Below are 25,205 nucleotides of genomic sequence, written 5' to 3' on the forward strand. Positions count from 1 at the left end.
CCGGAAAGGGCCGCTCCGGCCGTGGACAGTGCCTCCGTGGACCTCAGTGTCGTCGTGCCCGCCTACAACGAGGAGCGGCGGCTCGGGCCGACGCTCGACGCGATCACCACGTATCTGGGCGACAACGAGGGCCGCTTCGGCCACTGGGAGATCATCGTCGCCGACGACGGCTCCGACGACGGGACCCGCGAGGTCGTCACCTCCCGCGCCGACCCGCGGGTGGAGTTGGTCACCAGCCCCCGCAACCGCGGCAAGGGCAACGCCCTGCGCCTCGGCGTCGCCGCCACGCGCGGGCACCGGGTGCTGGTCACCGACGCCGATCTGGCCGCGCCCATCGAGGAGTTGGAGAAACTCGACAAGGAGCTGAGCGAGGGGCACGCGGCGGCGATCGGCTCCCGTGCGGCGCCGGGCGCGACGATAGAGAGCCACCAGCACCCGATACGCGAACTCCTGGGCCGCGCGGGCAACTTCCTCATACGCCAGGCCGCGGTGCCCGGCATACGCGACACCCAGTGCGGCTTCAAGCTCTTCGAGGGCGACCGCGCCCGCGAGGCCTTCGCCGCCTCCCGGATCAACGGCTGGGGCATCGACGTGGAGGTCCTCCAGCACTTCCGCCGCGCCGACTGGGAGGTCGCCGAGGTGCCGGTGCGCTGGGCCCACCAGTCCGGCTCGAAGGTACGGCCCCTCGACTACGCCAAGGTCCTCGCCGAACTCGGCCGCCTCCGCGCCCGCTCCCTGCGCCCGGTGGACATCCTTGTCACCGTCCTCTTCCTCCTCATGGCGGTCGGCCTCTACTCGGGCCGCCTCTTCGACCCGGACCACCGCTACCTGGTCGACTCGCTCCAGGACCAGAACCAGTGGGAGTGGTTCTTCGCGGTCACGGCCGACAACGTGGCCCACCTCCACAACCCGTTCTTCTCGAACCTCCAGGGCTTCCCCGACGGCGTGAACCTCATGGCCAACACGGTCATGCTGGGCCTGTCGGTGCCCTTCGCGCCGCTCACCCTGCTGGCCGGCCCCGCGGTCTCGCTCAGCGTCTGCATGACGCTCGGCCTCGCGGCCACGGCCGCCGCCTGGTACTGGCTGATCGTGAAGCGTGTCGTACGGCAACGGGCCGCGGCCTTCGTCGGCGCCTCCCTGGCGGCCTTCGCCCCGCCGATGGTCAGCCACGCCAACGCGCACCCGAACTTCGTCATCCTCTTCATGATCCCGCTGATCATCGACCGCGCCCTGCGCCTGTGCACGGGCACGCGAGTGGTCCGCGACGGCGTCGTCCTCGGCCTGATGGCGGCCTACCAGATCTTCCTCGGCGAGGAGCCCCTCCTCCTCGCGTCGATCGGCATGGTCCTGTTCGCCGCGTCCTACGGAGTCCTCGACAGGGATGTCGTCCGGGCGTCCTGGCGCCCCCTGCTGAAGGGCCTGGGCATCGCGGCCGGGATCTGCGCGCCGATCATCCTGATCCCGCTCTACTACCAGTTCATGGGCCCGCAGAGCTACAAGAGCGTCCTGCACGGCGACAACGCCGGCAACAGCCCGCTCGCCCTGCTCTCCTTCGCCGAACGCTCCCTGATCGCGGGCAACGAGGTCCGGGCCAACGCCCTCTCCCTCAACCCCACCGAGCAGAACGCCTTCTACGGCTGGCCGCTCGTCGCCCTCGCCTTCGCCATCGTCGTACGCCTGTGGGAGCACGCCCTCGTCAAGGCGCTGGCGTTCACGGCGATCGCGGCGGCGATCCTCTCCATGGGCCCCAAGATCCGCATCCCGCTCACGGACACGATCTACCCGGGCCCCTGGGCCCTGCTCGCCCACAAGCCGCTGTTCGAGTCGGTGATCGAGGGCCGGGTGGCGATGGTCTGCGCACCGGCGCTGGGCATGCTGCTGGCGATCGCGGTGGACAAGCTGGCGGCCACACGCCAGATAGGCACGCAGTACATCGGTCTCCTGGCCGTCTGCATGGCCGTGATCCCGATCATCCCGGCACCGCTCAAGGCGGTCGACCGGGCGACGGTGCCGGCCTTCTTCACGGACGGCACCTACAAGTCGTACGTCCGCGCCGGCGAATCCATCGTCCCGGTCCCGCTGGCCGACCCGGGTTCGGCGGAACCCCTGCACTGGCAGACGGCGTCCGGGCTCGGCTTCAAGATGCCGGGCGGCTACTTCAACGGCCCCTACGGCGACGACCGCATCGGCATCTACGGCGCCTCGCCCCGCTACACCTCCAACATGCTGCGGGACGTGCGCTACACCGGCGTCGTCCCCACCATCGGCAGGAACTGGCGGGCGCAGGCCAAGGTCGACTTCGCGTACTGGCACGCGGGCGCGCTGGTGATCGCGCCGCAGCCCAACGACGACAAGCTCCGCACCGCTGTGGAAAAGCTGGTCGGCAAACCCGGTAAGTGGGTGGACGGCGTGTGGGTATGGGACCTGCACGAGGGGAGCTGACCCGGGCCGCACCGACTACTCTTCCCCCTACTCTTGCCTGACCACCATGCGAGATCCACGATGCGCAGCGAGTAACCGAGGAGCCCCCTTTTGGCCTGTGACCTGTGGCTGGTCCCGCTCGTCGACGTGTTGTGCCACACCCCCGACAATCCGTTCGCCGAGGAACTCGCGCTCTACAACTCCCTGTTGGCCGAGGCCGGGCTCCCTCCGGTGCCGGTGTACCAGTACATGCCGGGCCTGTCCGGCGAGGTCGCCCCGGTCGCGGGCTTCGACTACGACGCGCTGCACTTCCTGCGCCGGGCCTACCTCCTCCAGGTCTGCGGTCTCCCGGTGACGCCGGTGGACGACCTGGGCGGCGACTACGAACAGCTCCTGGAGATGTTCGAGACGACGGCCCAGCAGTCCCACCTGGTCTGGCACTACGACCACGCGGGCGCCTACGTCCCCGTCGACTTCCCGCATCCGCTCTCGAACGACGAACTCCTCGCGGGCGGCGGCCCGTTGGGCTCGTCCCAAACCCTGCTCCGCGAGTTGGAGTTCGTCGCCCCGACGATCGGCATCGACCCGGCGAACCCACCGGCGACCCCGGAACCCCCTTCCGCTCCCACGGAGTTGGAGGAACCGGCCGTCGCCGCACCGTACGATCCCAGCCCGTTCGCCCGGGAGCGGCACGTGTGGCTGGGCCTGCACGCGGCGGCGACCCGGAGCCTGGCCCAGGGCTCGATGATCGTGTTCAGCTAGCTAGACGGCGGTGCGTCCGGCGTCGGCCGCGAGGGTGGCGCCGGTGAGGTAGCTCGCACGGTCCGAGGCGAGGAAGAGGATCACCTCGGCGATCTCCCGCGGGGTCGCGAGCCGGCCGAGCAGGGTGCTCTTCGCGAACTGCACGGCATTCTCCTCACCCATGGTGGCCAGGACCATGTCGGTCCGCGTGGGACCCGGCGCGACGGTGTTCACGCGCACCCCGGCCGGGCTGAACTCAGCCGCCCAGGTACGCGTCAGCGACTCCAGCGCGGCCTTGGTGGCGCTGTAGACGGACAGCCCGGGCAGGCCGATCCGGGCGGCCATGGTGCTGACGTTGACGATGGCCCCGGAGCCCTTGGCGATCATCGCGGGCACCAGGGCCGCGGTGAGGAGGTACGGCGCGCGGACGTTGGCCGCGAGGGTCTCGTCGAGCGTGCCCGGGTCCTGGTCCACGGTCGGCGCTCCGGGGAAGATCGCCGCGTTGTTGACCAGGATGTCGACCGGGCCGGCCGCCTCGACGAGACGACGCAGCGCGGCCGGGTCGGTCAGGTCGGCGGCGACGAAGCGCGCCCTGCCGCCGGCGTCCGTGATCGACCGCACGGTCGCGGCCCCGCGCTCGGCGTTACGGCCGGACACGACGACCTCGGCACCGGCCGCGGCCAGCAGCCGGGCCGTCTCGGCACCGATGCCACCCGTCGAGCCGGTGACGAGGGCGACCTTGTCGGAGAGTTCCATGGTGGGTCCTTCCGGGAATCCGGCCGCACAAGGCGCCCGGAATGGGTTGGGTGACCCACACTGGTCTCAAAAAAATGGGTTGTCCAATCCATAATCTGCTAGGCTTGCGGGCATGAGTACCGAGGTACGGCGACCCCCCGAGAAGAAACTGACCCGCAAGGGCCAGGAGACCCGGCGCCGGATCGTGGCCGCGGCGGCACAGCTCATGTACGAGCGGGGCGTGACCGAGGCGACCCTGGAGGACGTGCGGGCCGCCGCCGGGGTGAGCGGCTCGCAGATCTACCACTACTTCGCCGACAAGCAGGAACTGCTGCTGGCGGTGATCGAGTTCCAGACCGAGGCGGTCCTGGACATGCAGAAACCCCTCTTCGCCGGGCTCGACACCATGAAGGGCCTACGGCAGTGGCGGGACGCGCTGGTCGAGTACCAGCTCCGGATGCAGTGCCGCGGCGGCTGCCCGATCGGCTCCCTCGGCAGCGAGATCGCCGAGACCAACCCCGAGGCACGGCTCGCCGCGGCCAGCGGTTTCCTGCGCTGGGAGTCGGCGATCCGCGGCGGCCTCCAGGCGATGCACGACCGCGGCGAACTCGACACCGACCCCGACGACCTCGCCCTCGCGACACTCGCCGCGCTCCAGGGCGGCCTGCTGCTCACCCAACTCCAGCGCCAGGTAAGGCCGTTGGAAGTGGCGCTGGACGCGATGCTCGACCACATCGAGTCCCTCACCAGGCCCGCATGAGGCGAGCACGACGGGCCTAGCGAACCTTGCCGAGACCCGCCTCGACCTCCTCCGGGTTCATCACAGGCGTGTAGGTCAGCTCGGCGCCCAGGTTGAGGAAGAGCGGCTCACTGATCGACGGGATGTCGGAGGGGTCCTTCAGATCGAAGAACACGAACGCGGTCCGCTTGCCGCCCTCGGCCGTGAAGTACGCCGCCTCGGGCTTGATCTGCTCCATGGACTCCCCGATCAACTTCCCGAGAGTCCCACTCCGAACGGCCTCGTTGGCCTTCTCGGTGTCCAAAGACGCCTTCAGCATCATGCGCATCGCAGTCACCTTCTCCGGTTGGCGTGCGCGGGTGGACAACGTCAGCATATGCCTGATATGCGGGTTATGTTCAGTGCGGGTGGGTGTCCCGGTCGGGACGCCCGACCTCTCCCAGCCCTTCCAGCCCTTCCAGCGCGGAGCGCAGTAGCAGGGTGTGCACGAAGCGGTCCGGAACCGTCGGGCGGTAGCGCCAAGTCAGCGGCCAGGTCTGGCCGTTGAGGGCCGGGACCGGGATGTACGACATGTGGTTCGGGCCGGCGGTGAGACGGGTTACTCCGGGTGGCCAGGGCCGGTGGGACGTACTGCCGACCGGGACCAGGAAGTAGACCGGCCTGTTGCCCGTCGCCTCCTCCACGACCGGGCCCGGCGCCCCTCCTGTCAGGCGCGCGAGCCTGTCCGCGAGGTCTCTGCCCTCGTCGCCGTCCACCCGTACCGCGTCGAACTGGACCCCCGCCTTGCGGAGTTGGATGCCGGTTGCGGGGATCCATTTCAGGTCACTTTGCGTATCCATGAGGAAAGTCTCGGCCGTCACAGCTACCGTCTTCCATAACTCTGCGTCGACCGTCCGCAACGGTTGGATACGAGCGCGGGGTGTTGGTGACCGGTTGAGTTCGGTTGAGTCCGGGGGTGATCGCGATGGCGCGGGCGGAGAACAAGGCGGAGGCGAGTGGTGTGGCGCGTCTCGTCGCCCTCCTCGCAAAGGCACTGCGTGAGCAACAGGGGCTCACGCAAGTGGAGTTGGGCAAGATGACCGGCTACACCGGGTCAGCGATCAGCGCGATGGAGACATGCGCGCAGCCCGCGAGCGACGAGATGCTCGTCAAGCTGGAGGAGACGATCGGGGGCGGGATGCAGGTCTTCGAGGAGGCCCGCACGTACGTCCTGCTCGACAAGTACCCGCCCCAGTTCAAGAACTTCGCGCTGATGGAGGCGGAGGCGGTGACGCTGTCGTCGTATCAGACGTACGTGGTCGGCGGCCTCTTTCAGACCGAGGAGTATGCCCGGGCCCTGATCAGTGGCGGTTTCCCCAAACTCCCCGATGCCAAGGTGGACGAGCTGGTCGAGGCTCGCGTGACCCGCCGGAAGCTCTTCGACCGTGATCCGACGGCCATGATCGAACTGATCCTCGACGAGTCGGTGTTGAGGCGGCCGTTGGCGAGTTGGGAAGTCCATCGCGGGCAATTGTGCTCGCTCGCGGAGGATGCGGAGCGGGACAACGTCAGTGTCCAAGTAGTCCCACTGGAAAGGGCGTTGCGCGGCGGGCACGCGGGAACGCGCGGCGACATGGTCCTGGTGGAGACGAAGGAGCACCGCCGTGTTGTCTACCTGGAGATCGAGGACGAGAGCATCCTGATCAGCGATCCCGCCAAGGTGGCCCAACTCTCGCACCGGTATGCGAAGATCCGTACGCAGGCTCTGAGCCCGGACGACTCCCTGAGCCTCATCCGGAAGTTGGCGGGAGAAGAGCGCGCATGACCAGCAACCTGCGGTGGTTCAAGTCGAGTTACAGCAACGACAGCGGCGGCGAATGCCTCGAAGTCGCCTTTGATTGGCGCTCATCCTCGTACAGCGACAGCGGTGGCGGCAATTGCGTCGAGATAGCCACCTGCCCCCACACCATCCACATCCGCGACTCCAAGAATCCCGACGGCCCGACGCTCACCGTCACCGCCGCCTCCTGGACCGCCTTCCTCCCTACCCTCCCCGAAGAAATGTGACACTCCCACCCCCATCTGTCACATTCAAAAAACACACCACCCCCCGGGGGGCCGTCGAGAGGCTGTCCTTGTGAGCACGCACGCCCCGCCCGGCATGGGCACCATGTATCGAGCCGTGCTGGACACCATGGCCGAGCACGGGCCACGTCAGCCTCCGATCGCGCAGATCGCGCGGCTGGCCTTCACCAACCGCCAGTTCATCTACCGGAACTGGCCCGACCTCACGGTCCTGTTCCGGGACGCGTGCGCGGCGGAACTCGACCGCCTCCTGCACCGGGCGGCCGAGGTGCCGGGCACGTGGGACGATCCGCTGCCGCCGACCTGCCACGTCATCGCGCAGATCGTGCGGGCCGCCAGGATGCTCCGCGAACACCCCGTGACCCTCGCGACCGCCCGCACCAGCCCCGACCTCTGCCTCACCGCGCTCGCCGGGCCGGTCACGCCGTTCCACACGAGCGCACTGCGGTGGGTGCGGTCCTGCCTCTACACGCCGCACTCGGGCAGCGAGCTGGAAGCCCGCGCCGAGGCCCTGTTCACCGTCGCGGCGCCCTTCGCACTCGTCCCGCCCACTTCCTCGGAACCCGCCGAACGGGCCCGACTCGACGGGCAGTTGCGCCGAGCCCTGCACCTCTGCCTGACCAGCAGCCCGGCCTGCGCCGACTGTGCCGAGAGGGCCCTCTAGAGGTCCTGAAGAATCCACAGGCAAACCGTGAGCACCGCTACCCCGCGCACGACGATCAACGCCAGGTTCGCGCTGTTCAGACGCCGCCCCCGTACCCACAGCGCCCATGTCACGGCCAGGGAAACCGCCACCGCGAGGTCCATCGCGAAGTCCGGCCGCGCGTAGGGGACGTTCCACCAGGGCCACAGCAGATACGTCCACCACACCACGGCCGCCGTACTCAGCACGGACTCCACCACCAGGGCGGTACGTGCCTCACGGGATTCGATCATCCGGCTCCTCATGCCTGCCTGAGACACCGCTGCCCGGGAGTGTCCCCGGGCAGCGGCCGAAAGTGTCCGGAGTCTAGAAGACCGCCGTCCCCGCCTGCGTCAGCTTCCAGTTGACCGAGGCGAAGTCCGCCGGGTCCAGCGCGCCCTTCGCCGTGACGTAGGCGATCATCAGGTCACGGATCTGGTCGGTGGCGCTGTAGACGGTCTCCGCGGCGGCGATGTGCGGGTAGCCGGAGCCGCCGTTCGCGCGGTAGTTGTTCACCGCGACCACGAAGACCTGGTCGTCCGTGACCGAAGTGCCTTTGTACGTGAGGTTCTTGATGCGCGAACCCTCGGCCTGCGCGATGTCGATGTCGTAGGAGACGCCCGCGGCGACGTCGTACATGTAGTCCCAGAAGCTGTTGGCGTTCGTCAGGGTCGCCGTGTCCACCTTCGTGCCCGCCGGCACCTGGTGGTAGTACTTCGCCGCGTACTCCAGGTAGTCCTTGAGCTGGGCGCCCGTGAGCTTCTTGCCGTAGAGGGTGTTGTCGTAGATGTAGAGGCCGGCGATGTCCTTGATGGTGACCGAGCCCTTGGGGATGTCGGCCGTGCGGCTGAAGGGGGCCGCGACCGAGATCAGCGGGAGCGCCGCGTCGGCCGTCGACAGGCCCGCCTTGACCGAGTCCATCTGTACCTGCTGGATGAAGTCCATGATCGGGACGTCCTTCCAGCAGGACTCCGCCGCCGAGAGGTCCTCGGTGCAGGTGCCGACCGCCGTGTTGACGTACTTCACGACCAACTCGTGGTCGGCTTCCAGGAGTTTCCTGATCTCCGGGTCCTCGTCCACCGTGTTGGGGTTGAGGGTCTGGGCCGTCTTGCTGGTGATCTTCCACTGGCCGCGGACGAGTTCGAGCTCGAAGTCGAAGACGCTCAGGCGGTAGCCCCAGCAGTACGGCTCGGAGAGGAGGACGTCCTCGCCGCTCTCCTCGTTCTTCACCGTGTACGACGGGACCTCGACGTGGGTGTGGCCCACGAGGATCGCGTCGATGCCGGGGACCTGCTCGGCGACGAGGTTGGAGGCGTTCTCGACGTACGGGAGCTCGTCGCCGTAGGACGAACTGCCGTCCAGGCCCGAGTGGTCGGTGAGGAAGACGACGTCGCAGCCCAGCGCGCGCAGCCGCGGGACGTACTTCTTGGCCTGCTCGACGAGGCCCGGGAAGACCATCTTGCCGCTGACGTTGTCCTTGTCCCACAGGGCGATGCCCGGGTTGGTGAGGCCGAGGATGCCGACCTTGATGTCCGGGGCGCCGGGGACGCGGATCTTCTTCACGGTGTACGGGGCGAAGGCGGGGCGCAGGGTCTTCGCGTCCAGCGCGTTGGCGCCGAGCAGCGGGAAGTGACACTGCTGCTCGAACTTGCGCAGGGTGTCGATGCCGTAGTTGAACTCATGGTTGCCGAGGGCGGCGGCGTCGTAGCGCATGTGGTTCATGGCCGTGGCCATCGGGTGCTTGGAGCCGCTCGTGATGGGGTCCACGCGCGCGAAGTAGTAGCCCAGCGAGGTGCCTTGGATGATGTCACCGGCGTCGACGAGGAGGACGTGCCCCTCGCCCTTCGCCTTGCGCTGCTGCTTGATGAGGGTGGCGACGCGGGCGACACCGACGGAGTTGCCCTTGGAGTCGGAGTAGGCCTTGTCGAGGTAGTAGTCCCAGTCGAAGACGTGGCTGTGCAGGTCGGTCGTGCCCAGGATGGAGAACGACCAGGTCTTGTTCGGCTTCGGGTGGGGGTGCGGCTTGGGGTGCCGGTCGGCGGCCTCGGCCGGGGTCGCCGCTGCCGTGCCCGCGACGGCGACGGCAGCGCCGGTGACGGCTGACTTCTGCACGAACTCACGGCGGTTCATGGGATTGACGGGCATTCAGGACTCCTGGAAGGGCAAAGAGAGCGGGTGTGGCGTGCGGGGCGCGGCGGGCTACCCGCGTAGATGCTGGCCTTCACCTGTTACCGGCGTAACCACGGACAGCCCAAGGGCCGGTCAAGGATTCCCAAGACCGGCCCAAGGGGGACCACTCAGCCGCGGCTCCGACAGCCGCTCTAGATGAACGAGTTGATCTCGATCGTCTCCGTGCGGCCAGGGCCGACGCCGATCGCGGAGATCGGTGCGCCCGACATCTCCTCCAGTGCCTTCACGTACGCCTGCGCGTTCTTCGGGAGGTCCGCGAAGGTCTTGGCCTTCGTGATGTCCTCGCTCCAGCCGGGCAGGGTCTCGTAGATCGGCTTCGCGTGGTGGAAGTCGCTCTGCGAGTACGGGAGTTCCTCGACGCGCTTGCCGTCGATCTCGTACGCCACGCAGACCGGGATCTCCTCCCAGCCGGTGAGGACGTCCAGCTTGGTGAGGAAGAAGTCGGTCAGGCCGTTCACGCGGGTCGCGTAGCGGGCGATGACCGCGTCGAACCAGCCGCAGCGCCGGTCGCGGCCGGTGGTGACGCCCCGCTCGCCGCCGATGCGGCGCAGCGCCTCGCCGTCCGCGTCGAAGAGTTCCGTCGGGAACGGGCCCGAGCCGACACGGGTCGTGTACGCCTTCAGGATGCCGATGACCCGACTGATCTTCGTCGGGCCGACACCGGAGCCGGTGCAGGCGCCGCCCGCGGTCGGGTTCGACGACGTCACGAAGGGATACGTGCCGTGGTCGATGTCCAGGAGGGTGCCCTGGCCGCCCTCGAAGAGGACCACCTTGTCGTCGTCCAGCGCCTTGTTGAGGAGCAGGACCGTGTCGGCGACGTAGGGCTTGAGGCGGTCCGCGTAGGACAGCAGCTCCTCGACGACCTGCTCGATCGCGATCGCGCGGCGGTTGTAGAGCTTCGTGAGCATCTGGTTCTTGACGTCGAGGGCCGCCTCGACCTTCTGGGTCAGGATCGACTCGTCGTAGAGGTCCTGGACCCGGATGCCGACGCGGTTGATCTTGTCCGCGTAGGTCGGGCCGATGCCGCGGCCGGTGGTGCCGATCTTCCGCGTTCCGAGGAAGCGCTCGGTCACCTTGTCCACCGTCACGTTGTAGGGCGTGATGATGTGAGCGTTACCGCTGATCAGGAGCTTGGACGTGTCGACGCCGCGCTCGTTCAGCCCGTTCAGCTCGGAGAACAGGACCGACGGGTCGACGACGACACCGTTGCCGATGACCGGAGTGCACTCCGGTGTGAGGATCCCGGAAGGGAGCAGGTGAAGGGCGTACTTCTGATCGCCCACGACTACCGTGTGGCCGGCGTTGTTGCCGCCCTGGTAGCGCACCACATAGTCGACGGACCCACCTAGCAGGTCCGTCGCCTTTCCCTTGCCTTCGTCACCCCACTGAGCACCGAGCAGCACAAGTGCGGGCACGCGCGTACACCCCTTCCGGGCGGGGCATGTCCAAGGTCAGGGGCGTACGCGGCACGTGTGTGCCTCGCACGCCGGCGACCCTCGTCGGTCGCGACCCGTCGGACCGGATGCCCCGGAATAGACGAAGCCCCTGGCGCAATAGCGCAAGGGGCTCTTGCACAAAGATGCTACCCGAGGAAGCGAGGCATGGCCGAGGTGGCGACTTCCGCGACTTCCGATCACCTGCTGGTCGTCATCGATCCGGTCGCCCGGCGCGCCGACCCGGAGTCCGTCCGTATCGCGAAAGACGTGCTCAGCGCGGGTGCGGCGACGAAGGTGTGCCTGCCGGAGGGGCCCGAGGAATTCGCCCGGGTCCTGGCGCGGCGGGGTTCGCGCCGGCCGGTGGTGGTCGGCGACGACCGGGCGCTGATGCGGGCGGTGTCCCTGCTGCACCGGCAGCGGGAACTGGCCGGATGTGCGCTGTCGATGGTGCCGGTGGGGGGCGCGCTGTCCCTGGCGGGGGCGCTGGGCGTCCCCACGGGGGCGGTGGCGGCGGCGCGCGCCGTGCTCGACGGGGTCGTACGGCGGATGGATCTCCTGGTCGACGACAGCGACGGGGTGGTGCTCGGCGCCTTGCGGATTCCGTCACTCCCCTTGCGGGAGGCTCCGCCGGCGGATCAGGACGATGCGGTAACGGGGGCGTCCTCGTTCGGCTCCGGCTCCGGTTCCGCGCACGCGTCGTGGCTGCGGACGTGTCAGTCGCTGGTACGGACGCTGGTGCCGGTGCGGCCGTCGCGTGAGCCGCTCGCCGGTGTGACCCGGCTCGGGCCGGCGCGGCTGCGGGTCGAGGTGGACGGGGTGACGCTCGTCGATCTGGACCAGCCCGTGGAGGGGGTGTCCGTGACGCCGGGGGCCTCGGGACTGGCCGAGGTGGTCGTACGGCCGGTCTCGGTGGGGGCGGAGGCCTCTCCGCTGTGCGCGCGGGGGCGGTCGGTCACCGTGTCCGGGGCGGATTTCCGGTACCGGGCGGATGCGCTGGTGGCGGGGCCGGTACGGACGCGGACGTGGGTGGTTCGGGAGGGGGCTTGGGGGCTTACCTTGCCGGCGGCGTAGGGGGCTCGAAGCCGGTGGTGTCGAGGGTGCAGTCGAAGGGGGCGGGGATGGGGAGTTCTTCGCCGAACGGCACCGTGCAGTGCGAGTCGTATCCCTTGTCGGAGGGCGTCCAGAAGACGGTCGCCTGCTCCTCCTGCATGTCGAGCACCAGGTAGACGGGGACGCCCGCCTTGCCGTAGACGCGAACCTTGTCGGTCAGGTCGTCGCCACGCGTGGACGAAGAGGTCAGCTCGGCGACGAAGGCGAGTGCCTCGCCTTCCAGGTGATTGCTCAGCGACTCGAACGTCCGCTGGTGTGCGACATAGATGTCGGGCCCGTAAGCCCGCTCATCACCCGGGAAGACGTATAGAAGCGGGCTGGAACCGATGCGGTGCTCCTGCGGTGCATGCGGCCTCAGCCGATCACACACCAGATCCATGACACGGAAGTAATACGCCCTCGACCACGGCGACGCGACGATGCTCCCCCTGATGATCTCGGCCTTGTAGCCGTCCGGCACATGCAGCTCGTCGAGGACGTCCAAAAGTTCCTCGAAGTCGCTGTGGGGCTCAGTGCCGTCAATCACCGGTCGCTCTGCCATGAGTGTCATGATGCGCCCTCCCCTTGATGCGGACCAGCCGCAACTTGGAGTAGTCGCTCACCTACTTCCATGTGATCGGATTCATCCTTCAACCCCACCCCCGTGATCTCCAACTCCCGCGCCCGCCCCATCAGCCCCGCCAACTTCCCCGCCGCCACCTCATACGTCAGCCCCAACGGCGGCCGGATGTTGCTCAGGCAGTTCCGGTCCGCGTCCGTAGTCACCCCCGGCTTCGGCCGGTAGGTCAGGTACGCGCCCAGCGAATCCGCCGCCGACATCCCGGGCCGTTCGCCGACGAAGACCACAACCATCGCGGCACCCATCGCCGAGGCCACGTCGTCGCCGAGGGCAACCCGTGCCTGCTCCGCCAACACCACCGGAGCCACCTGCCACGGCGTGGGCAACAGGGCCGTCGTCGCTCGGACCATCGCCGCGCCGTGTTCGTGGACCGCTCGGCTGGAGAGGCCGTCGGCGACCACGAAGACGACGTCCCAGTCGCCCACCGGGAGGTGTGCGCGGTCGGCGGGGTCCAACCGGCGGCCCAGGTCCGGGCGTTGGAGGTAGGTGAGGCGGTCGGGGGCCGCGCTGCGGACGCGGACCGTCGGTTCGCCCCGCAACGCCGCCGCCACGATGTCCGGTTCGAACGGTGAGTGGACCGCGTCCCTCGCCGCCGCGTGCGCCGCCTGCAACTCCAGGCGGTGGTAGGTGGGAAGGCCCGTACCCGCACGGCCCAGGCCGATCCTCGCCTGCGTGTGGCGACGCAGCGTCGGCCACAACTCGCCGCCCACCGACTCCACTTGACTGATCGTCATGCCGCCAATTCCCTTCCGATCGCCGTCAACGGGTGGGCCGTACCGGACACGTCCCTGATCTCGCCGCCCTCGCCCAGCAGGCCGATCGAAGCGAGCCAGGTCTCGAACTCCGGTGCCGGGCGCAGCCCGAGGACCTCACGGAGGTACAACGCGTCGTGGTACGAGGCGGATTGGTAGTTGAGCATGATGTCGTCGCCGCCCGGGGTGCAGATCACGAAGGACGCGCCGGCCACGCCGAGCATGGTGAGCATCGTGGCGATGTCGTCGTCGTCCGCGTCGGCGTGGTTGGTGTAGCAGATGTCCAGGCCCATGGGCAGGCCCAGCACCTTTCCGCAGAAGTGGTCCTCCAGGGCCGCTCGGAGGATCTGGCGGCCGTCGTACAGGTACTCCGGGCCGATGAAGCCCACCACCGTGTTCACGAGGAGCGGGTCGTAGCGGCGGGCGACCGCGTACGCCCGTGCCTCCACCGTCTGCTGGTCGACGCCGTGGTGCGCGTCCGCCGACAGCGCGCTGCCCTGGCCCGTCTCGAAGTACATGGCGTTCGAGCCCACCGTCCCCCGGCCGAGCCCCCGTGCCGCCTCGTACGCCTCGTCCAGCAGCCCCAGCGTCACGCCGAAGGACGCGTTCGCCGCCTGCGTGCCCGCGATGGACTGGAAGACCAGGTCCACTGGAGCGCCGGCCGCCATCAGGTCCATGCTCGTCGTGACGTGGGACAGCACGCAGGACTGGGTGGGGATGGCGTAGCGCTGGATCACTCCGTCCAACAGTTCCAGCAGGTCCCGTACCGCCTTCGGGCTGTCCGTCGCCGGGTTGATGCCGATCACCGCGTCGCCGGAACCGAGGAGCAGCCCGTCGAGCAGGGCCGCGGCGACACCCGCCGGGTCGTCGGTCGGGTGGTTGGGCTGGAGGCGGGTGGCCAAGCGCCCCGGGAGACCGATCGTGGAGCGGAAGGCGGTCACCACGCGCACCTTCCGCGCGACCGCGACGAGGTCCGCGTTGCCCATGAGCTTCGACACCGCCGCGACCATCTCCGGCGTCAACCCGGTTGCCACGGCGGCCAGTTCAGCCGTGTCCGCCGCCAGCAGCCACTCCCGGAACGCACCCACCGTCATACCGGCCACCGCCGCGAACGCGCCCGCGTCGTGCGTGTCGAGAATCAGCCGGGTCACGTCGTCGATGTCGTACGGGATCACCGGTTCGGCGAGGAACGCGGTCAGCGGTACGTCCGCCAGCGCCCAGCGCGCCGCGACCCGCTCCCGCGCGGACTCCGCGGCCAGCCCCGCAAGCCGGTCGCCCGAGCGCTCCGGGCTCGCGGCGGCGAGCAGGCGCGCGAGGGAGCCGAAGCGGTAGCTGTGGCCGCCGAGCGTGGAGGTGTACGTACTCATGTCGGCGACCGTACGAGGGGCGTGTTGCGGCCAGATTTCCTCAGATTTCTAAAGGTCTGGTTGACAAGCATTTAACGTCCCGCAACCCTTTCCCGACTCATTGGACATACAGAGTTCCGGTCCAGCGCACCACCCGAGCGGCACGAGAGGAACCACCCCGATGGCAGTGGACGAGTCAGTCGCCCCGGCGGCGAAAGCAAGCGAGGACGGCGCCGTTCACCGGCTCAAGCCCAACGCCATCGGCCTGCTGGGCGTGGTCTTCATGGCCGTCGCGACCGCCGCCCCGATCACCGCGATGACCGGCAACGTGCCCTTCATGGTCTCGTCCGGCAACGGCATAGGCGCCCCGGCGAGCTACCTCGTCGCAATGGTCGTCCTGGCAATCTTTTCCGTCGGCTTCACCTCGATGGCGAAGCACATAACGTCCACGGGCGCCTTCTACGGCTTCATCTCCTACGGCCTCGGCCGCACCGTCGGACTGGCCTCCGGACTCCTCGCCACGTTCGCGTACGCCGTGTTCGAGCCGGCCCTCATCGGCATCTTCTCCACCTTCGCCACCGGAACCTTCAAGGACCAGACGGGACTTGACATCCCGTGGTGGGCCTTCGCGCTGGTGATGCTCGCCGTCAACTCGATGGGCACCTGGTTCGGCGTCTCGGTCGCCGAGAAGCTCCTCGTGGTCCTGCTCGGCACCGAGGTGACCGTCCTCGCGGCGATGGCGATCTCGGTCGCCCTGCACGGCGGCGGCCCGCACGGCTTCACCTTCGGCCCGGTGAACCCGATCAACGCGTTCAAGGGGACGTCCGCCGGTCTCGGTCTCTTCTTCGCCTTCTGGTCGTGGGTCGGCTTCGAGTCGACGGCGATGTACGGCGAGGAATCCCGCGACCCCAAGAAGATCATCCCCAAGGCGACGATGATCTCCGTCCTGGGCGTCGGCGTCTTCTACGTCTTCGTCTCCTGGATGGCCATCATCGGCAACGGCGAGTCCGAGGCCGTGAAGGCCGCGTCCTCCGCGAACCCGCTCGCGCTCTTCTTCAACCCCACCGAGCACTACGTCGGCCACTGGGCGGTCGACGTCATGCAGTGGCTGATGATCACCGGCTCGCTCGCCTGCGGCATGGCCTTCCACAACTGCGCGTCCCGCTACATGTACGCCCTGGGCCGTGAGGGCGTCCTCCCCTCACTCAGGAACACCATCGGCCGCACCCACGCCCGGCATGGTTCCCCGCACATCGCGGGGCTCGTCCAGACGGTGGTGAGCGCGGTGCTGATCCTCGGCTTCTGGGCCACGAGCAAGGACCCGGCCAACGCGCTGTACGTCCTGCTGGCCATCCTCGGCACGATGGCGATCCTCGTCGTGCAGGCGGTCTGCTCGTTCGCGGTGCTCGCCTACTTCCGCAAGAACCACCCCGAGAGCCGGCACTGGTTCCGCACGTTCACCGCTCCGCTGGTCGGGGGTGTGGCGATGCTGGCGGTCGTCGTACTGCTGGTGTCCAACATGAGCGTCGCGGCGGGGTCGGAGTCCGGCTCCCCGGTCCTGAAGGCGACCCCGTGGCTGGTACTCCTGGTCGCGGCGACGGGCATCGGCTACGCCCAGTACCTGAAGCGCCGGGCCCCTGAGCGCTATGCCTTGCTCGGACGAACGGTCCTCGAAGAAACCAAGGAGCGCTGAGGTTCTTTTTCAGGGGCGCGGGGCTGTGTCGATTTGCGGCCCCGCGCCCCTTAGGTGGGTCCACCGAACCGTGTTTCCCGGTACGCCCGCCACCGCTCCATCATCGCCACGATCTCCCCGTCGACGAACTCGAAGAAGGCCAGGGTCTCAGCCATACGCCGCCCCGCCGGCGTCTCCGCACCGAGGCTGACGACCCCCTCGCTCAGCGCGGCCTCCCACCGCTTGAGAACGGCCTCGCGATTGGTCAGCGCCTCGTACCACTGGTTGCCCTGCACCCGATACCGCTCGCGCCGCGACCCGGGTTCCCGCTCGCGAGACACCATGTGCTGCTGCGCCAGATACCGCACCCCACCGGACACCGCCGCCGGACTGATCCGCAGCTGCTCCCCCAGCTCGACGGAGGTCATCGCCCCCTCGTCGGAGGACAGCAGCGCCGCGAAGATCCGCGCGGGCATCCGCTGCATCCCCGCCTCGACAAGCTGCGCCGCGAAGGACTCGACGAACTTCGACACGGACTCCGCGTCCCGCCCACCAGATGTGTCCGCCGCACCAGATGTATCCGTCATGGGCTCACCCTACCCGCGCTTCACACACTTCCTTAACTTCACAAATTTCTGAAAGAAGCGTACGTTCGGCTCCATGACGAAGGCAATCGCCGTCTCCGGACTGCACAAGGCGTTCGGCAGGACGCAAGCCCTCGCGGGTCTCGACCTGGACGTCGAAACCGGCGAGGTGCACGGCTTCCTCGGCCCCAACGGCTCCGGCAAGTCCACGACGATCCGCGTCCTGCTCGGCCTCCTCCACGCGGACTCCGGCGCGGCCCGACTCCTGGGCCGCGACCCCTGGACCGACGCCGTCGAACTCCACCGCCGGGTCGCCTACGTCCCCGGCGACGTCACGCTGTGGCGCAACCTCTCCGGCGGCGAAGTCATCGATCTCTACGGCAAGTTGCGCGGCGGCCTCGACAGGACGCGCCGCGCCGACCTGATCGACCGCTACGAGCTGGACCCCACCAAAAAGGGCCGCACCTACTCCAAGGGAAACCGCCAGAAGGTGGCCCTCGTCGCCGCGTTCGCCTCCGACGTCGACCTGCTGATCCTCGACGAACCGACCTCCGGCCTCGACCCCTTGATGGAGGAGGTCTTCCAGCGCTGCGTGGAGGAGGAACGCGACCGGGGCCGTACGATCCTGCTCTCCTCCCACATCCTCAGCGAGGTCGAGGAGTTGTGCGACCGGGTGAGCATCATCCGCAAGGGCCGCACGGTGGAGAGCGGTTCGCTGTCCGACCTGCGCCACCTCACCCGCACCAGCGTGACGGCCGAACTCACCGGCGCGCCCGACGGGTTGGCGTCCCTGCCGGGGGTCCATGACCTGGACGTACAGGGTCATCGCGTCCACCTCCAGGTCGAGGCCGACCACCTCAACGCCGTACTGCGGTCGTTGAGCGAGTCCGGCGTGCGCTCGCTGACCTCGAAGCCGCCGACGCTGGAGGAGTTGTTCCTCCGCCACTACCAGGAGACGGCATGACGGCCGCGACGCTCCCCGCACGTACCGGCACCGGAGAAGGAACCGTAAGCTCGCGCCAACTGGCCGGCACCGGCGCCCTGTTGAGGTTCAACCTGCGCCGCGACCGCGTGGTGATCCCGGCCTGGGTGTCGGTGACGGGCCTGCTGGTGCTCTCCCTCCCCGGCTCCCTGAAGACCGTGTACTCCACCCCGGCCGAACGCGCCGACATCGCCCGCCAGATGCTCACCAACAGCTCGCTGCGCGCGACTTACGGCCCCGTGTTCAGCGACTCCCTCGGCGGTCTCACCGCGTGGCGCATCGGCGGCTACGCCGCGATCCTCGCCGGGATCATGAGCCTGATCGTCGTCGTACGGCACACGCGGGACGAGGAGGAGAGCGGCCGCCAGGAACTCGTCTCCTCGGCGATGGTCGGCCGCCGGGCCCCGCTGACGGCGGCCCTGTTGACGGCGTTCGTCGCCAACTCCGCGCTGGCGCTGCTGATCGCGGCCGGTATGGCGGGCCAGGGATCGGCGGGAGCGCTGGCCCTCGGGCTGGGCATCGGCGGCGTGGGCATGGTGTTCGCGACGCTGGCGGCGATCGTCGCGCAGTTCACGGACAGCGGCCGTCTGGCGAAGGGCCTGACCGGCGGACTGGTGGGCGCGGCCTTCGTCCTCCGCGCCGTAGGGGACTCGACCGCCAACGACGGCTCCTCCCCGGCGACTTGGATCTCCCCGATCGGCTGGCTGGAGAACCTGCGCCCGTTCGCGTCCGAACGGTGGTGGGTGCTGGCCCTGTTCGTGGCCGCACCCCTCCTCCAGGGCTTGGTGGCCTACGAGTTGGCAGGCCGCCGAGACGTGGGAATGAGCTTCTTCCCGGCCCGCCCGGGCCCGGCCCACGGCCGCCTCGGCACGGCGGGCGCACTGGCCTGGCGCCTCCAGCGGGGCAGTGTCCTGGGCTGGAGTCTCGGCTTCCTCGCGGCCGGGGTCGCCTTCGGCGGCATCACGAAGGGCGCGGCGGACCTCGTCGGGGACAACGCCAAGACCCGCGAGATCATCGAGCGGATGGGCGGCCGGTCCGGCATCGAGAACGCGTTCCTGGCCACGATGGTCGGCATGTTCGGCATGCTCGCCGCGCTGTACGCGGTCTCCTCGGTCCTCCGCCTGCACAGCGAGGAGACCGGCCAACGCGCCGAACCGATCCTCGCGAACGCGGTGGGCCGCCTGCGCTGGGCAGCGGGCCACCTGGTCATCGCCTTCGGCGGCGCGGTACTGATCATGCTCCTGAGCGGCCTCGGCCTGACCCTCGGCTACGGCGCCGACCCGGGCCCCATCCTGGCCGCCACCCTGGTCCAACTCCCGGCGATCTGGACCCTGGGCGCCCTCGCGGTCCTGCTCCACGGCCTCTCCCCCCGCCTGTCCCCCCTGTCCTGGGCAGCGGCCGGCCTCGCCCTCCTCCTCGGCTGGATCGGCCCCGCGCTCGACCTCCCCCAGGCAGTCCTGGACATCTCCCCCTTCGGCCACCTCCCGAAGCTCCCGGGCGGAGACATGGCGTGGAGCCCGGTGATCGCCCTCACGGCGATCGCCGCCGCCCTGGTCGCCGCAGGGCTGATGGGTCTACGGCGCCGCGACCTCACGACCTGACCCGGGCACTGCCGGACGACTGGAGTGTCCTGTACGCCGAGTTGCCGCCGACGGTGTTGGGTGGAGTCGTGCTGTCACTCGGCGTCCGGACTCCGGTGGAGCGCGCCAGGCAGCACTCGACTGAGCCGAGAGGAACCGGCGTTGGGCACAAGCCCGCTGGAGGAAGCGGACGACGACGAAGACGCCGTCGACCTCCCGATGACCGCCGAGATCTACGGCGTGCTGCGCGAACACGCCTGGATCGGGCAGGTCAGCGCGGACCACGACCTGGACGAAGACCTCTTCAGCCTGGCGGTCAAACGGGCCGCCGCCTACGGCTGGAGTTCCACCCGTCTCAGCGCAGGTGCCGAACTCGGCGGGCAGCGCTGGGGGCATGCGGACGCGGGCGGGGACTGGTCGCAGGACGGCCGGGTGCGGCAACTCGCCTGGATCACCGTGTATCCCGCGACCGGCCTGCGCGAACAGCACCTGCCGATACTGCCGTTGACCCGGGTCATGGTCGAATCCCTCGGCCGTGTGGGCGAGTTGGACTTCACGGGGCTGACGGTGCGGGTGCCGGTACGGCTCGCGCCGGACACCCGGTTCGACCTGGTGGGCGACGCCGCCTGGTTCGCCCTGGCGGCACCGGACGCGCGGGCGCAGGCGGTCGTCTCCGTCGTGGGCCCGGTCGACACCGTGGCGGAGCGGGTGCGCGAACTGGTCGTACAGCGCGGCCACGGACTGCTCCGCGCGGAACACGTGGAACATGTCGAACACCTGGCCCGCGCCCACGACCGTACGACCTTCACGTGCGATCTGCCCGAGTGGACCCCGGACTCCGCGGCCTGGCTCGCGGAGGTCTTCGTCGACGCGTTGCGCGCGGTCGGCGTACGCGACACGGTGGAGATCGCGATCGACCGGAGCACCCGAACTCCCCCTCACAGCGCAGGAGTCGGCCGCCCATGAGAATCGGGATCACCGGACACCGCGGCCTGTCCGGCGAGGTCGAGCGGAAGGTGCGCGCGCTCATCGAGGCGGCGGTCGCGTCCTACACGCGCAGCGGCAACACGGGCCTGGTGGGCGTCAGTTGTCTCGCCGACGGCCCCGACGCCTGGTTCGCCGAGGCCGTCCTCGACCACGCCGGACAGCTCGAAGCCGTCCTGCCCGCCGAGCGGTACCGCGCCGACCTGCCCGCCTGGTACCACCCCGCCTACGACGGCCTCCTCCGCCGAGCCACCGAGATCCACCGCACAGGACTCGACGCCTCCGGCCCCGCTGCCCACATGGCGGGCAGCGAACTCCTCGTGGACCAGGTCGACGTACTCCTCGCCGTCTGGGACGGCCGCCCTGCCCGGGGCTACGGCGGCACCGCCGACGTCGTCGCCTACGCGCGGGAGCACGACGTACCCGTGAAGGTCCTCTGGCCCGAGGGCGCCACCCGCGACTGACGTGCGGGGCGAGGCGGGGCGGGGCAAGGCAGGGCGGAGCGGGGCCGGGCGGGGCCGGTGATCAGGCGGCGTCGAGAGCCGCGGTGATCTTCCGGATCATGGCCGTCTCGGCGGGCCCGGCGCCGCCCTTGTGAGCGCGGGAGGCGGCTTCCATGATCGTGGTGATGGTGGCGTGGAAGTTCTCGGCCTCGGCGGGTGCCTCGGTCTTGAGGAGGGTCATCGAGGCGGTCAGGGCGGTGAAGGTGTGGTCGGCCAGGTCGGCGATGGAACTACCGTCCAGATCAAGGCCCTTGAGCTTCTCGGCGAGGACGTGACCGACAAGACCGGTCGCTGACGACAGCGCCTTGCCGCCGGCCATACCGGAACGGGTGGAGGAGATCAGGCCGGGGTCGGCCGCCGCCATCAGGGAGACGACGCCGTGGGCCGCGGTCTGGAGGGTGAGCTTCTCGGTGGGGGTGAGGATCTCGGCGGAGGTGGTCCTCTCGGACATGGGGGTCTCTTTCGTGAGGGTGGGGTGTGGCGCAACTGCTCTATGGCAGTGGTCTGTTGGGGTGGAAGGTCAGGCGGCGGCTTCGGCCTGGTTGCCCACTGCCCTGCGGGGCAGGGCGAAGCACAGGGCCGCGCACAGGACGTAGGCGCCGATCGCCCAGGGGCCCGCGTGGGTGATGGCGTCGGTGAGGCCCTTGTCGGCGTGGGAGAAGAAGGCGTTGCCGATGACGGCGACGCCGAGCGCTCCGCCGAACTGCTGGGCGGTGGAGAGGATTCCGGAGGCGCCGCCCGCCAGGCCGCTCGGCACGGTGCTCAGGATCGTGTTGACCAGCGGGATGATCAGGAGGATCAGACCGACGCCCGCCAGGAACAGGCCCGGGACCAACGGCCAGGCCCCGGTGTGGAGTTGGGCTGCATTCTGCGCCGCGTGCCGGACCCAGAACAGGCCGCCCGCCATGACCAGCGCGCCGAGGATCAGTACCGTACGGCCGAACTTGGCGACCAGCGGGTCGACGGCGGGGGCGGACAGGATCGAGCCCGCGCTGAAGGCGACCATCAACAGGCCGGCCTGTGTGGGGGTGTAGCCCTGGCCGGACTGGAGCCAGATGGTGAAGACCAGGAAGAAGCCGGACATGCCGCCGTAGAAGAGGAGTTGGACGAGCAGACCGGCACTGAAGGCGGGCTTCCTGAACAAGTCGGTCGGGAGGAGGGGGTGTTCGATGCCTCGGCGCTTCTCCGAGAGCGTCAGTGCTGCGATCGCGGCCACGCCCGCGGCCAGGCAGAGCCAGCCCCACAGCGGCCAGCCGTTGGAGCGGCCCTGGACCAGCGGGAGCACGATCGCGACCAGGCCCGCGGCGAGGACCAGGTTGCCGGGCAGGTCTATCCGGCCCGTGAAGGCGTGGTCCTTGGAGGCGGGGATCCACTGGGCGCCGAGGACGAGGACCACGGCCGCCAGCGGGAGGTTGATGACGAAGATCGTGCGCCAGCCCCAGCCGAACAGGTCCCAGTCGGTCAGTACGCCGCCGAGCAGCACGCCCACGGCGGTGGAGATGCCGGCGATCGCGCCGTACAGGGCGAACGCCTTGCCGCGTTCCTCGCCGTCGAACATCGTGCGGAACGAGGCGAGGATCTGCGGCATGATCACGGCCGCGGCCACGCCCTGGAGGCCGCGCGAGGCGACGAGCACCCCGGCCGAGGTCGCCAGCGCGCTGGCCAGACTCGTCAGCGCGAACGCGGTGACGCCGAGCAGGAACAGCTTCTTGCGGCCGTAGCGGTCGCCGAGGTGCCCGGCGATGATCAGCGTGGCGGCGAAGCCGAGCATGTACGCGGACACGGTCCACTGCAGGTCGGCGGGGGTGGCCCGGAGGCCCTTGCCCATGGAGGGCAGCGCGGTGTTCACGATCGATCCGTCGATCATGTCCAGCAGCGCCGCGAGGATCATCACGAACGCCGCCGCCCACCGCTTGGGATAGGGCACCGGCCCGTCGCCGCCGTCAGCGGCTACGTTCATGGTGTTGGTCGTGCTGGACGACATGGCGTGGACTCCTCGGGTCGGTCAGTTCTGCTTGACTTTCATACATCTTGGCTTTCAAGTTAATAACCGATAGTTACGATGCAGGGAGATATCTCGAATGTCAAGCGGAACGGAGCCGGAGGCGGGCTCGGACACCGGCTCGGGGTCGGGGTCGGGGTCGGGGCCGGGGTCGGGCTCGGGGTCGGGGTCGGTCGAAGCGCGGCTGGGCGCGGCCGTGCAGGCCTACCAGAGCGCCGTCGACGACTTCGACCGCGAGCTGGCCCGGCTCATGGGGGTCAACGAGACCGATCTGCGCTGCCTGGAGATCCTTTTCGCGGTCGCGGAGATCACCCCGCGTGAGCTGAGCCGGCAGCTGGGCCTGACCACCGGGAGCGTCACCACGATGCTCGACCGGCTGGAGAAACTCACCTATCTCACCCGCACGCCGCACCCCGACGACCGGCGCAAGACCCTGATCCGGGTCACCCCGGAGGCGGCTCAGCGCGCCTTCGGGCTGATCGGGCCGTTCCTCGACGACGCCGGGCGGAAGGTGTTCGGCCGTTACACCCCCGAGCAGCTGGAAGTGGTCATCGACTACCTGACCTTCTCCCGCGACGTCCAGCGGCAGCACGTCGAGCGATTGCGGGAAACGCCCGCCACCGGCCCCACCCGGACGGGCGGCCGGCAGGTCCGGGGACCCCGGGGCGGGGCGGCGACGTAGGTACGACTCGGGCTGTACGGGGGTCGACTCGGGCTGCACGAGGGGCTGTCACCCCACCTCGACGCTCAGCCCCTCCAGTCCCCGGATCACGAAGTTCGGCTTGCGTTCCGGCTCCGCCGCCAGTCGCAGGGTCGGGGCCTTCTCCAGCAACGCCCCCATGGAGGCGGCGAGTTCGATGCGGGCCAGGGGTGCGCCGATGCAGTAGTGGATGCCCGCGCTGAAGCTGATGTGCGGGTTGTCCGCGCGGGTGAGGTCCAGCCGGTCGGGGTCGGTGAAGACCGCCGGGTCGTGGTTGGCCGCGCCGAACAGCATCGCGAGCTCCGCGCCGCGCGGAATCGTCGTACCGTCGATCTCGATCTCGTCCAGCACCCACCGCTCGAAGAGCTGGAGCGGGGTGTCGTAGCGCATCAACTCCTCGACCGCGGACGGGATCAGGGAGTGGTCCGCGCGGAGGGTCGCCAGCTGGTCCGGGTTGCGGAACAGCGCCCACCAGCCGTTCACCGTGGAGTTCACCGTCGCCTCGTGGCCCGCGTTCAGCAGGAGGACGGCGGTGGAGATCAGCTCCTGCTCGGTGAGGCGGTCGTCGTCCTCGTCGTGGGCCGCGATCATGCCGGAGATGAGGTCGTCGCCCGGGTTCTTGCGGCGGGCCGCGATCAACTCGCGTAGATACGACGAGAACTCGTTCGACGCCCGGACCGCCTTCGCCGCCGTGTCCTCGGACGGGCTCAGTTCGTACATTCCGCAGATGTCCGCCGACCAGGGGCGCAGCGGGGCGCGGTCCGACTCCGGGATGCCCAGCATCTCGGCGATCACCGCGACGGGGAGCGGCTCCGCCACGTCCGTGAGGAGGTCGCCGCCGCCCTTCGCCACCAGGGCGTCCACCAGTTCGCCCGCCAACCGGCTGACGTACGGCCTCAGCTGCTCGACCGTGCGCGGGGTGAACGCCTTCGAGACCAGGCGCCGGATGCGGGTGTGGTCCGGGGGCTCCAGGTCGAGCATGCCGTGGTCGTTGAGGGTGTGGAAGGGCTCGTGCTCGGGCGGGGGTGCCGTACGGCCGAAGTCCTCGTGGGTGAAGCGGTGTTGGTAGGTGCGGCCGAGGCGGCGGTCGCGGAGGAGTGCCGAGACGTCCGCGTGGCGGGGGACCAGCCACTGGTCCGTCGGCTCGTAGTAGGTGACCCGGCCCCGGTCGCGCAGTTCGGCGTAGGCGGGGTACGGGTCGGACACGAACGCCGGGTCCCAGGGGTCGAAGGCGAGGTCGTCAGCAGCTGCCATGAACGGACGCTAACCCTTGGGCGACCTTCTGACCAGGGGTGTCTTGAGTGTCGTCCACCGCCCTGTGGACTTGTGGTGAACATCGCAGGAGGGTGCACCCGCCCCCCGC

Annotated in this window: 26 protein-coding genes; 13 read left to right on the forward strand and 13 right to left on the reverse strand. The window is 69.3% G+C overall.

What is annotated here, in order from left to right:
* Nucleotides 1-36: 36 nt before the first annotated feature.
* Nucleotides 37-2,442 carry a dolichyl-phosphate beta-glucosyltransferase gene (locus tag OG226_RS23960; protein ID WP_328680849.1) on the forward strand — a complete coding sequence of 802 codons (2,406 nt, stop codon included), beginning with the start codon at nt 37-39 and terminating at the stop codon, nt 2,440-2,442.
* Nucleotides 2,443-2,532: 90 nt separating this feature from the next.
* Nucleotides 2,533-3,183, forward strand: coding sequence for a hypothetical protein (locus OG226_RS23965; RefSeq protein ID WP_328680852.1), 651 nt, complete (start codon nt 2,533-2,535; stop codon nt 3,181-3,183).
* Here OG226_RS23965 and OG226_RS23970 read toward each other — a convergent pair whose 3' ends face one another.
* A complete protein-coding gene (locus tag OG226_RS23970) occupies nt 3,184-3,918 on the reverse strand; it encodes an SDR family NAD(P)-dependent oxidoreductase (RefSeq protein WP_328680854.1) in 735 nt (244 codons plus the stop codon). It abuts the gene before it with no gap.
* 112 nt (nt 3,919-4,030) lie between these two features.
* Here OG226_RS23970 and OG226_RS23975 point away from each other — a divergent pair, with 112 nt between their 5' ends.
* Nucleotides 4,031-4,657, forward strand: a complete 627-nt coding sequence (locus OG226_RS23975; protein WP_328680856.1) for a TetR/AcrR family transcriptional regulator — start codon at nt 4,031-4,033, stop codon at nt 4,655-4,657.
* A 16-nt stretch (nt 4,658-4,673) separates the two neighbouring features.
* On the opposite strand, the gene OG226_RS23980 is transcribed toward OG226_RS23975, so the two are convergent.
* Both OG226_RS23980 and OG226_RS23985 read right to left on the reverse strand, forming a co-directional pair.
* Nucleotides 4,674-4,964: a hypothetical protein gene (locus tag OG226_RS23980; protein WP_328680859.1), complete on the reverse strand. Its 291-nt coding sequence runs from the start codon at nt 4,962-4,964 to the stop codon at nt 4,674-4,676.
* Nucleotides 4,965-5,034: 70 nt separating this feature from the next.
* Nucleotides 5,035-5,475 carry a hypothetical protein gene (locus OG226_RS23985; protein WP_329349978.1) on the reverse strand — a complete coding sequence of 147 codons (441 nt, stop codon included), beginning with the start codon at nt 5,473-5,475 and terminating at the stop codon, nt 5,035-5,037.
* Between the two features lie 125 nt (nt 5,476-5,600).
* On the opposite strand from OG226_RS23985, the gene OG226_RS23990 reads away from it, so the two are divergent.
* From OG226_RS23990 to OG226_RS24000, 3 genes are all read left to right on the forward strand, one after another.
* Nucleotides 5,601-6,440, forward strand: a complete 840-nt coding sequence (locus OG226_RS23990) for a helix-turn-helix domain-containing protein (RefSeq protein WP_329353493.1) — start codon at nt 5,601-5,603, stop codon at nt 6,438-6,440.
* Nucleotides 6,437-6,682, forward strand: coding sequence for a DUF397 domain-containing protein (locus OG226_RS23995; RefSeq protein ID WP_329349979.1), 246 nt, complete (start codon nt 6,437-6,439; stop codon nt 6,680-6,682). The genes OG226_RS23990 and OG226_RS23995 overlap by 4 nt, the downstream gene beginning before the upstream one ends.
* 70 nt (nt 6,683-6,752) lie before the next feature.
* Nucleotides 6,753-7,364 carry a hypothetical protein gene (locus OG226_RS24000; protein WP_328680866.1) on the forward strand — a complete coding sequence of 204 codons (612 nt, stop codon included), beginning with the start codon at nt 6,753-6,755 and terminating at the stop codon, nt 7,362-7,364.
* Here OG226_RS24000 and OG226_RS24005 read toward each other — a convergent pair.
* The 3 genes from OG226_RS24005 to OG226_RS24015 form a co-directional block, all read right to left on the reverse strand.
* Entirely contained in the window at nt 7,361-7,636 is a 276-nt protein-coding gene (locus OG226_RS24005) for a hypothetical protein (RefSeq protein ID WP_328680868.1), read from the reverse strand. The genes OG226_RS24000 and OG226_RS24005 overlap by 4 nt on opposite strands.
* Nucleotides 7,637-7,709: 73 nt before the next feature.
* On the reverse strand, nt 7,710-9,527 hold the full coding sequence (locus tag OG226_RS24010; protein WP_328680870.1) for a bifunctional metallophosphatase/5'-nucleotidase: 1,818 nt from the start codon (nt 9,525-9,527) through the stop codon (nt 7,710-7,712).
* Between the two features lie 176 nt (nt 9,528-9,703).
* Nucleotides 9,704-10,987, reverse strand: coding sequence for an adenylosuccinate synthase (locus OG226_RS24015; RefSeq protein WP_328680872.1), 1,284 nt, complete (start codon nt 10,985-10,987; stop codon nt 9,704-9,706).
* A 186-nt stretch (nt 10,988-11,173) separates the two neighbouring features.
* Between OG226_RS24015 and OG226_RS24020 the strand changes: the two genes are divergently transcribed.
* Nucleotides 11,174-12,079: a diacylglycerol kinase gene (locus OG226_RS24020; RefSeq protein WP_329349980.1), complete on the forward strand. Its 906-nt coding sequence runs from the start codon at nt 11,174-11,176 to the stop codon at nt 12,077-12,079.
* Here OG226_RS24020 and OG226_RS24025 read toward each other — a convergent pair.
* Genes OG226_RS24025 through OG226_RS24035 form a run of 3 tightly spaced genes read right to left on the reverse strand, consistent with a single transcriptional unit; the run spans nt 12,060 to nt 14,856 of the window.
* Entirely contained in the window at nt 12,060-12,668 is a 609-nt protein-coding gene (locus tag OG226_RS24025) for a Uma2 family endonuclease (protein ID WP_329349981.1), read from the reverse strand. The genes OG226_RS24020 and OG226_RS24025 overlap by 20 nt on opposite strands.
* Complete coding sequence (gene eutC, locus OG226_RS24030) at nt 12,665-13,471, reverse strand: ethanolamine ammonia-lyase subunit EutC (protein ID WP_329349982.1); 807 nt, start codon at nt 13,469-13,471, stop codon at nt 12,665-12,667. The genes OG226_RS24025 and eutC overlap by 4 nt, the downstream gene beginning before the upstream one ends.
* The gene (locus tag OG226_RS24035) at nt 13,468-14,856 is read right to left on the reverse strand and encodes an ethanolamine ammonia-lyase subunit EutB (RefSeq protein WP_329349983.1); all 1,389 of its coding nucleotides are present in this window, start codon (nt 14,854-14,856) and stop codon (nt 13,468-13,470) included. Before OG226_RS24035 ends, eutC begins: the two co-directional genes overlap by 4 nt.
* A 160-nt stretch (nt 14,857-15,016) precedes the next feature.
* Between OG226_RS24035 and OG226_RS24040 the strand changes: the two genes are divergently transcribed.
* Nucleotides 15,017-16,528: an APC family permease gene (locus tag OG226_RS24040; protein ID WP_329349984.1), complete on the forward strand. Its 1,512-nt coding sequence runs from the start codon at nt 15,017-15,019 to the stop codon at nt 16,526-16,528.
* Between the two features lie 50 nt (nt 16,529-16,578).
* On the opposite strand, the gene OG226_RS24045 is transcribed toward OG226_RS24040, so the two are convergent.
* The gene (locus OG226_RS24045) at nt 16,579-17,094 is read right to left on the reverse strand and encodes a GbsR/MarR family transcriptional regulator (protein WP_329349985.1); all 516 of its coding nucleotides are present in this window, start codon (nt 17,092-17,094) and stop codon (nt 16,579-16,581) included.
* A 73-nt stretch (nt 17,095-17,167) separates the two neighbouring features.
* Here OG226_RS24045 and OG226_RS24050 point away from each other — a divergent pair, with 73 nt between their 5' ends.
* The 4 genes from OG226_RS24050 to OG226_RS24065 all read left to right on the forward strand — a co-directional run bounded on the left by OG226_RS24050 (nt 17,168) and on the right by OG226_RS24065 (nt 21,101).
* Nucleotides 17,168-18,055: an ABC transporter ATP-binding protein gene (locus OG226_RS24050; RefSeq protein ID WP_329349986.1), complete on the forward strand. Its 888-nt coding sequence runs from the start codon at nt 17,168-17,170 to the stop codon at nt 18,053-18,055.
* Complete coding sequence (locus tag OG226_RS24055) at nt 18,052-19,674, forward strand: ABC transporter permease (RefSeq protein ID WP_329349987.1); 1,623 nt, start codon at nt 18,052-18,054, stop codon at nt 19,672-19,674. The genes OG226_RS24050 and OG226_RS24055 overlap by 4 nt, the downstream gene beginning before the upstream one ends.
* A 141-nt stretch (nt 19,675-19,815) precedes the next feature.
* A complete protein-coding gene (locus tag OG226_RS24060; RefSeq protein WP_329349988.1) occupies nt 19,816-20,619 on the forward strand; it encodes a hypothetical protein in 804 nt (267 codons plus the stop codon).
* Complete coding sequence (locus OG226_RS24065; protein WP_329349989.1) at nt 20,616-21,101, forward strand: hypothetical protein; 486 nt, start codon at nt 20,616-20,618, stop codon at nt 21,099-21,101. Before OG226_RS24060 ends, OG226_RS24065 begins: the two co-directional genes overlap by 4 nt.
* Before the next feature lie 61 nt (nt 21,102-21,162).
* Here the strand turns inward: OG226_RS24065 and OG226_RS24070 are convergent, their stop codons facing one another.
* Both OG226_RS24070 and OG226_RS24075 read right to left on the reverse strand, forming a co-directional pair.
* The gene (locus OG226_RS24070; RefSeq protein ID WP_329349990.1) at nt 21,163-21,591 is read right to left on the reverse strand and encodes a hypothetical protein; all 429 of its coding nucleotides are present in this window, start codon (nt 21,589-21,591) and stop codon (nt 21,163-21,165) included.
* Nucleotides 21,592-21,660: 69 nt separating this feature from the next.
* A complete protein-coding gene (locus OG226_RS24075) occupies nt 21,661-23,124 on the reverse strand; it encodes an MFS transporter (RefSeq protein WP_329349991.1) in 1,464 nt (487 codons plus the stop codon).
* 97 nt (nt 23,125-23,221) lie between these two features.
* Here OG226_RS24075 and OG226_RS24080 point away from each other — a divergent pair, with 97 nt between their 5' ends.
* The gene (locus OG226_RS24080; protein WP_329349992.1) at nt 23,222-23,824 is read left to right on the forward strand and encodes a MarR family winged helix-turn-helix transcriptional regulator; all 603 of its coding nucleotides are present in this window, start codon (nt 23,222-23,224) and stop codon (nt 23,822-23,824) included.
* A 48-nt stretch (nt 23,825-23,872) separates the two neighbouring features.
* Here OG226_RS24080 and OG226_RS24085 read toward each other — a convergent pair whose 3' ends face one another.
* Nucleotides 23,873-25,096 (reverse strand): cytochrome P450, encoded by a 1,224-nt coding sequence (locus OG226_RS24085; RefSeq protein ID WP_329349993.1) that lies wholly within the window; start codon nt 25,094-25,096, stop codon nt 23,873-23,875.
* Between the last annotated feature and the right edge of the window lie 109 nt (nt 25,097-25,205).

The sequence above is a fragment of the Streptomyces sp. NBC_01261 genome (assembly GCF_036226385.1).
Taxonomy (GTDB): domain Bacteria; phylum Actinomycetota; class Actinomycetes; order Streptomycetales; family Streptomycetaceae; genus Streptomyces.

Excerpts from the sequence above, each read along its gene's own strand:
- OG226_RS23970 (WP_328680854.1), bottom strand. The coding sequence starts at position 3,918 with ATGGAACTCTCCGACAAGGTCGCCCTCGTCACCGGCTCGACGGGTGGC.
- OG226_RS23975 (WP_328680856.1), top strand. The coding sequence starts at position 4,031 with ATGAGTACCGAGGTACGGCGACCCCCCGAGAAGAAACTGACCCGCAAG.
- OG226_RS23980 (WP_328680859.1), bottom strand. The coding sequence starts at position 4,964 with ATGCGCATGATGCTGAAGGCGTCTTTGGACACCGAGAAGGCCAACGAG.
- OG226_RS23985 (WP_329349978.1), bottom strand. The coding sequence starts at position 5,475 with ATGGATACGCAAAGTGACCTGAAATGGATCCCCGCAACCGGCATCCAA.
- OG226_RS23990 (WP_329353493.1), top strand. The coding sequence starts at position 5,601 with ATGGCGCGGGCGGAGAACAAGGCGGAGGCGAGTGGTGTGGCGCGTCTC.
- OG226_RS23995 (WP_329349979.1), top strand. The coding sequence starts at position 6,437 with ATGACCAGCAACCTGCGGTGGTTCAAGTCGAGTTACAGCAACGACAGC.
- OG226_RS24005 (WP_328680868.1), bottom strand. The coding sequence starts at position 7,636 with ATGATCGAATCCCGTGAGGCACGTACCGCCCTGGTGGTGGAGTCCGTG.
- OG226_RS24010 (WP_328680870.1), bottom strand. The coding sequence starts at position 9,527 with ATGCCCGTCAATCCCATGAACCGCCGTGAGTTCGTGCAGAAGTCAGCC.
- OG226_RS24020 (WP_329349980.1), top strand. The coding sequence starts at position 11,174 with ATGGCCGAGGTGGCGACTTCCGCGACTTCCGATCACCTGCTGGTCGTC.
- OG226_RS24025 (WP_329349981.1), bottom strand. The coding sequence starts at position 12,668 with ATGACACTCATGGCAGAGCGACCGGTGATTGACGGCACTGAGCCCCAC.
- eutC (WP_329349982.1), bottom strand. The coding sequence starts at position 13,471 with ATGACGATCAGTCAAGTGGAGTCGGTGGGCGGCGAGTTGTGGCCGACG.
- OG226_RS24035 (WP_329349983.1), bottom strand. The coding sequence starts at position 14,856 with ATGAGTACGTACACCTCCACGCTCGGCGGCCACAGCTACCGCTTCGGC.
- OG226_RS24040 (WP_329349984.1), top strand. The coding sequence starts at position 15,017 with ATGGCAGTGGACGAGTCAGTCGCCCCGGCGGCGAAAGCAAGCGAGGAC.
- OG226_RS24045 (WP_329349985.1), bottom strand. The coding sequence starts at position 17,094 with ATGACGGATACATCTGGTGCGGCGGACACATCTGGTGGGCGGGACGCG.
- OG226_RS24050 (WP_329349986.1), top strand. The coding sequence starts at position 17,168 with ATGACGAAGGCAATCGCCGTCTCCGGACTGCACAAGGCGTTCGGCAGG.
- OG226_RS24055 (WP_329349987.1), top strand. The coding sequence starts at position 18,052 with ATGACGGCCGCGACGCTCCCCGCACGTACCGGCACCGGAGAAGGAACC.
- OG226_RS24065 (WP_329349989.1), top strand. The coding sequence starts at position 20,616 with ATGAGAATCGGGATCACCGGACACCGCGGCCTGTCCGGCGAGGTCGAG.
- OG226_RS24070 (WP_329349990.1), bottom strand. The coding sequence starts at position 21,591 with ATGTCCGAGAGGACCACCTCCGCCGAGATCCTCACCCCCACCGAGAAG.
- OG226_RS24075 (WP_329349991.1), bottom strand. The coding sequence starts at position 23,124 with ATGTCGTCCAGCACGACCAACACCATGAACGTAGCCGCTGACGGCGGC.
- OG226_RS24080 (WP_329349992.1), top strand. The coding sequence starts at position 23,222 with ATGTCAAGCGGAACGGAGCCGGAGGCGGGCTCGGACACCGGCTCGGGG.
- OG226_RS24085 (WP_329349993.1), bottom strand. The coding sequence starts at position 25,096 with ATGGCAGCTGCTGACGACCTCGCCTTCGACCCCTGGGACCCGGCGTTC.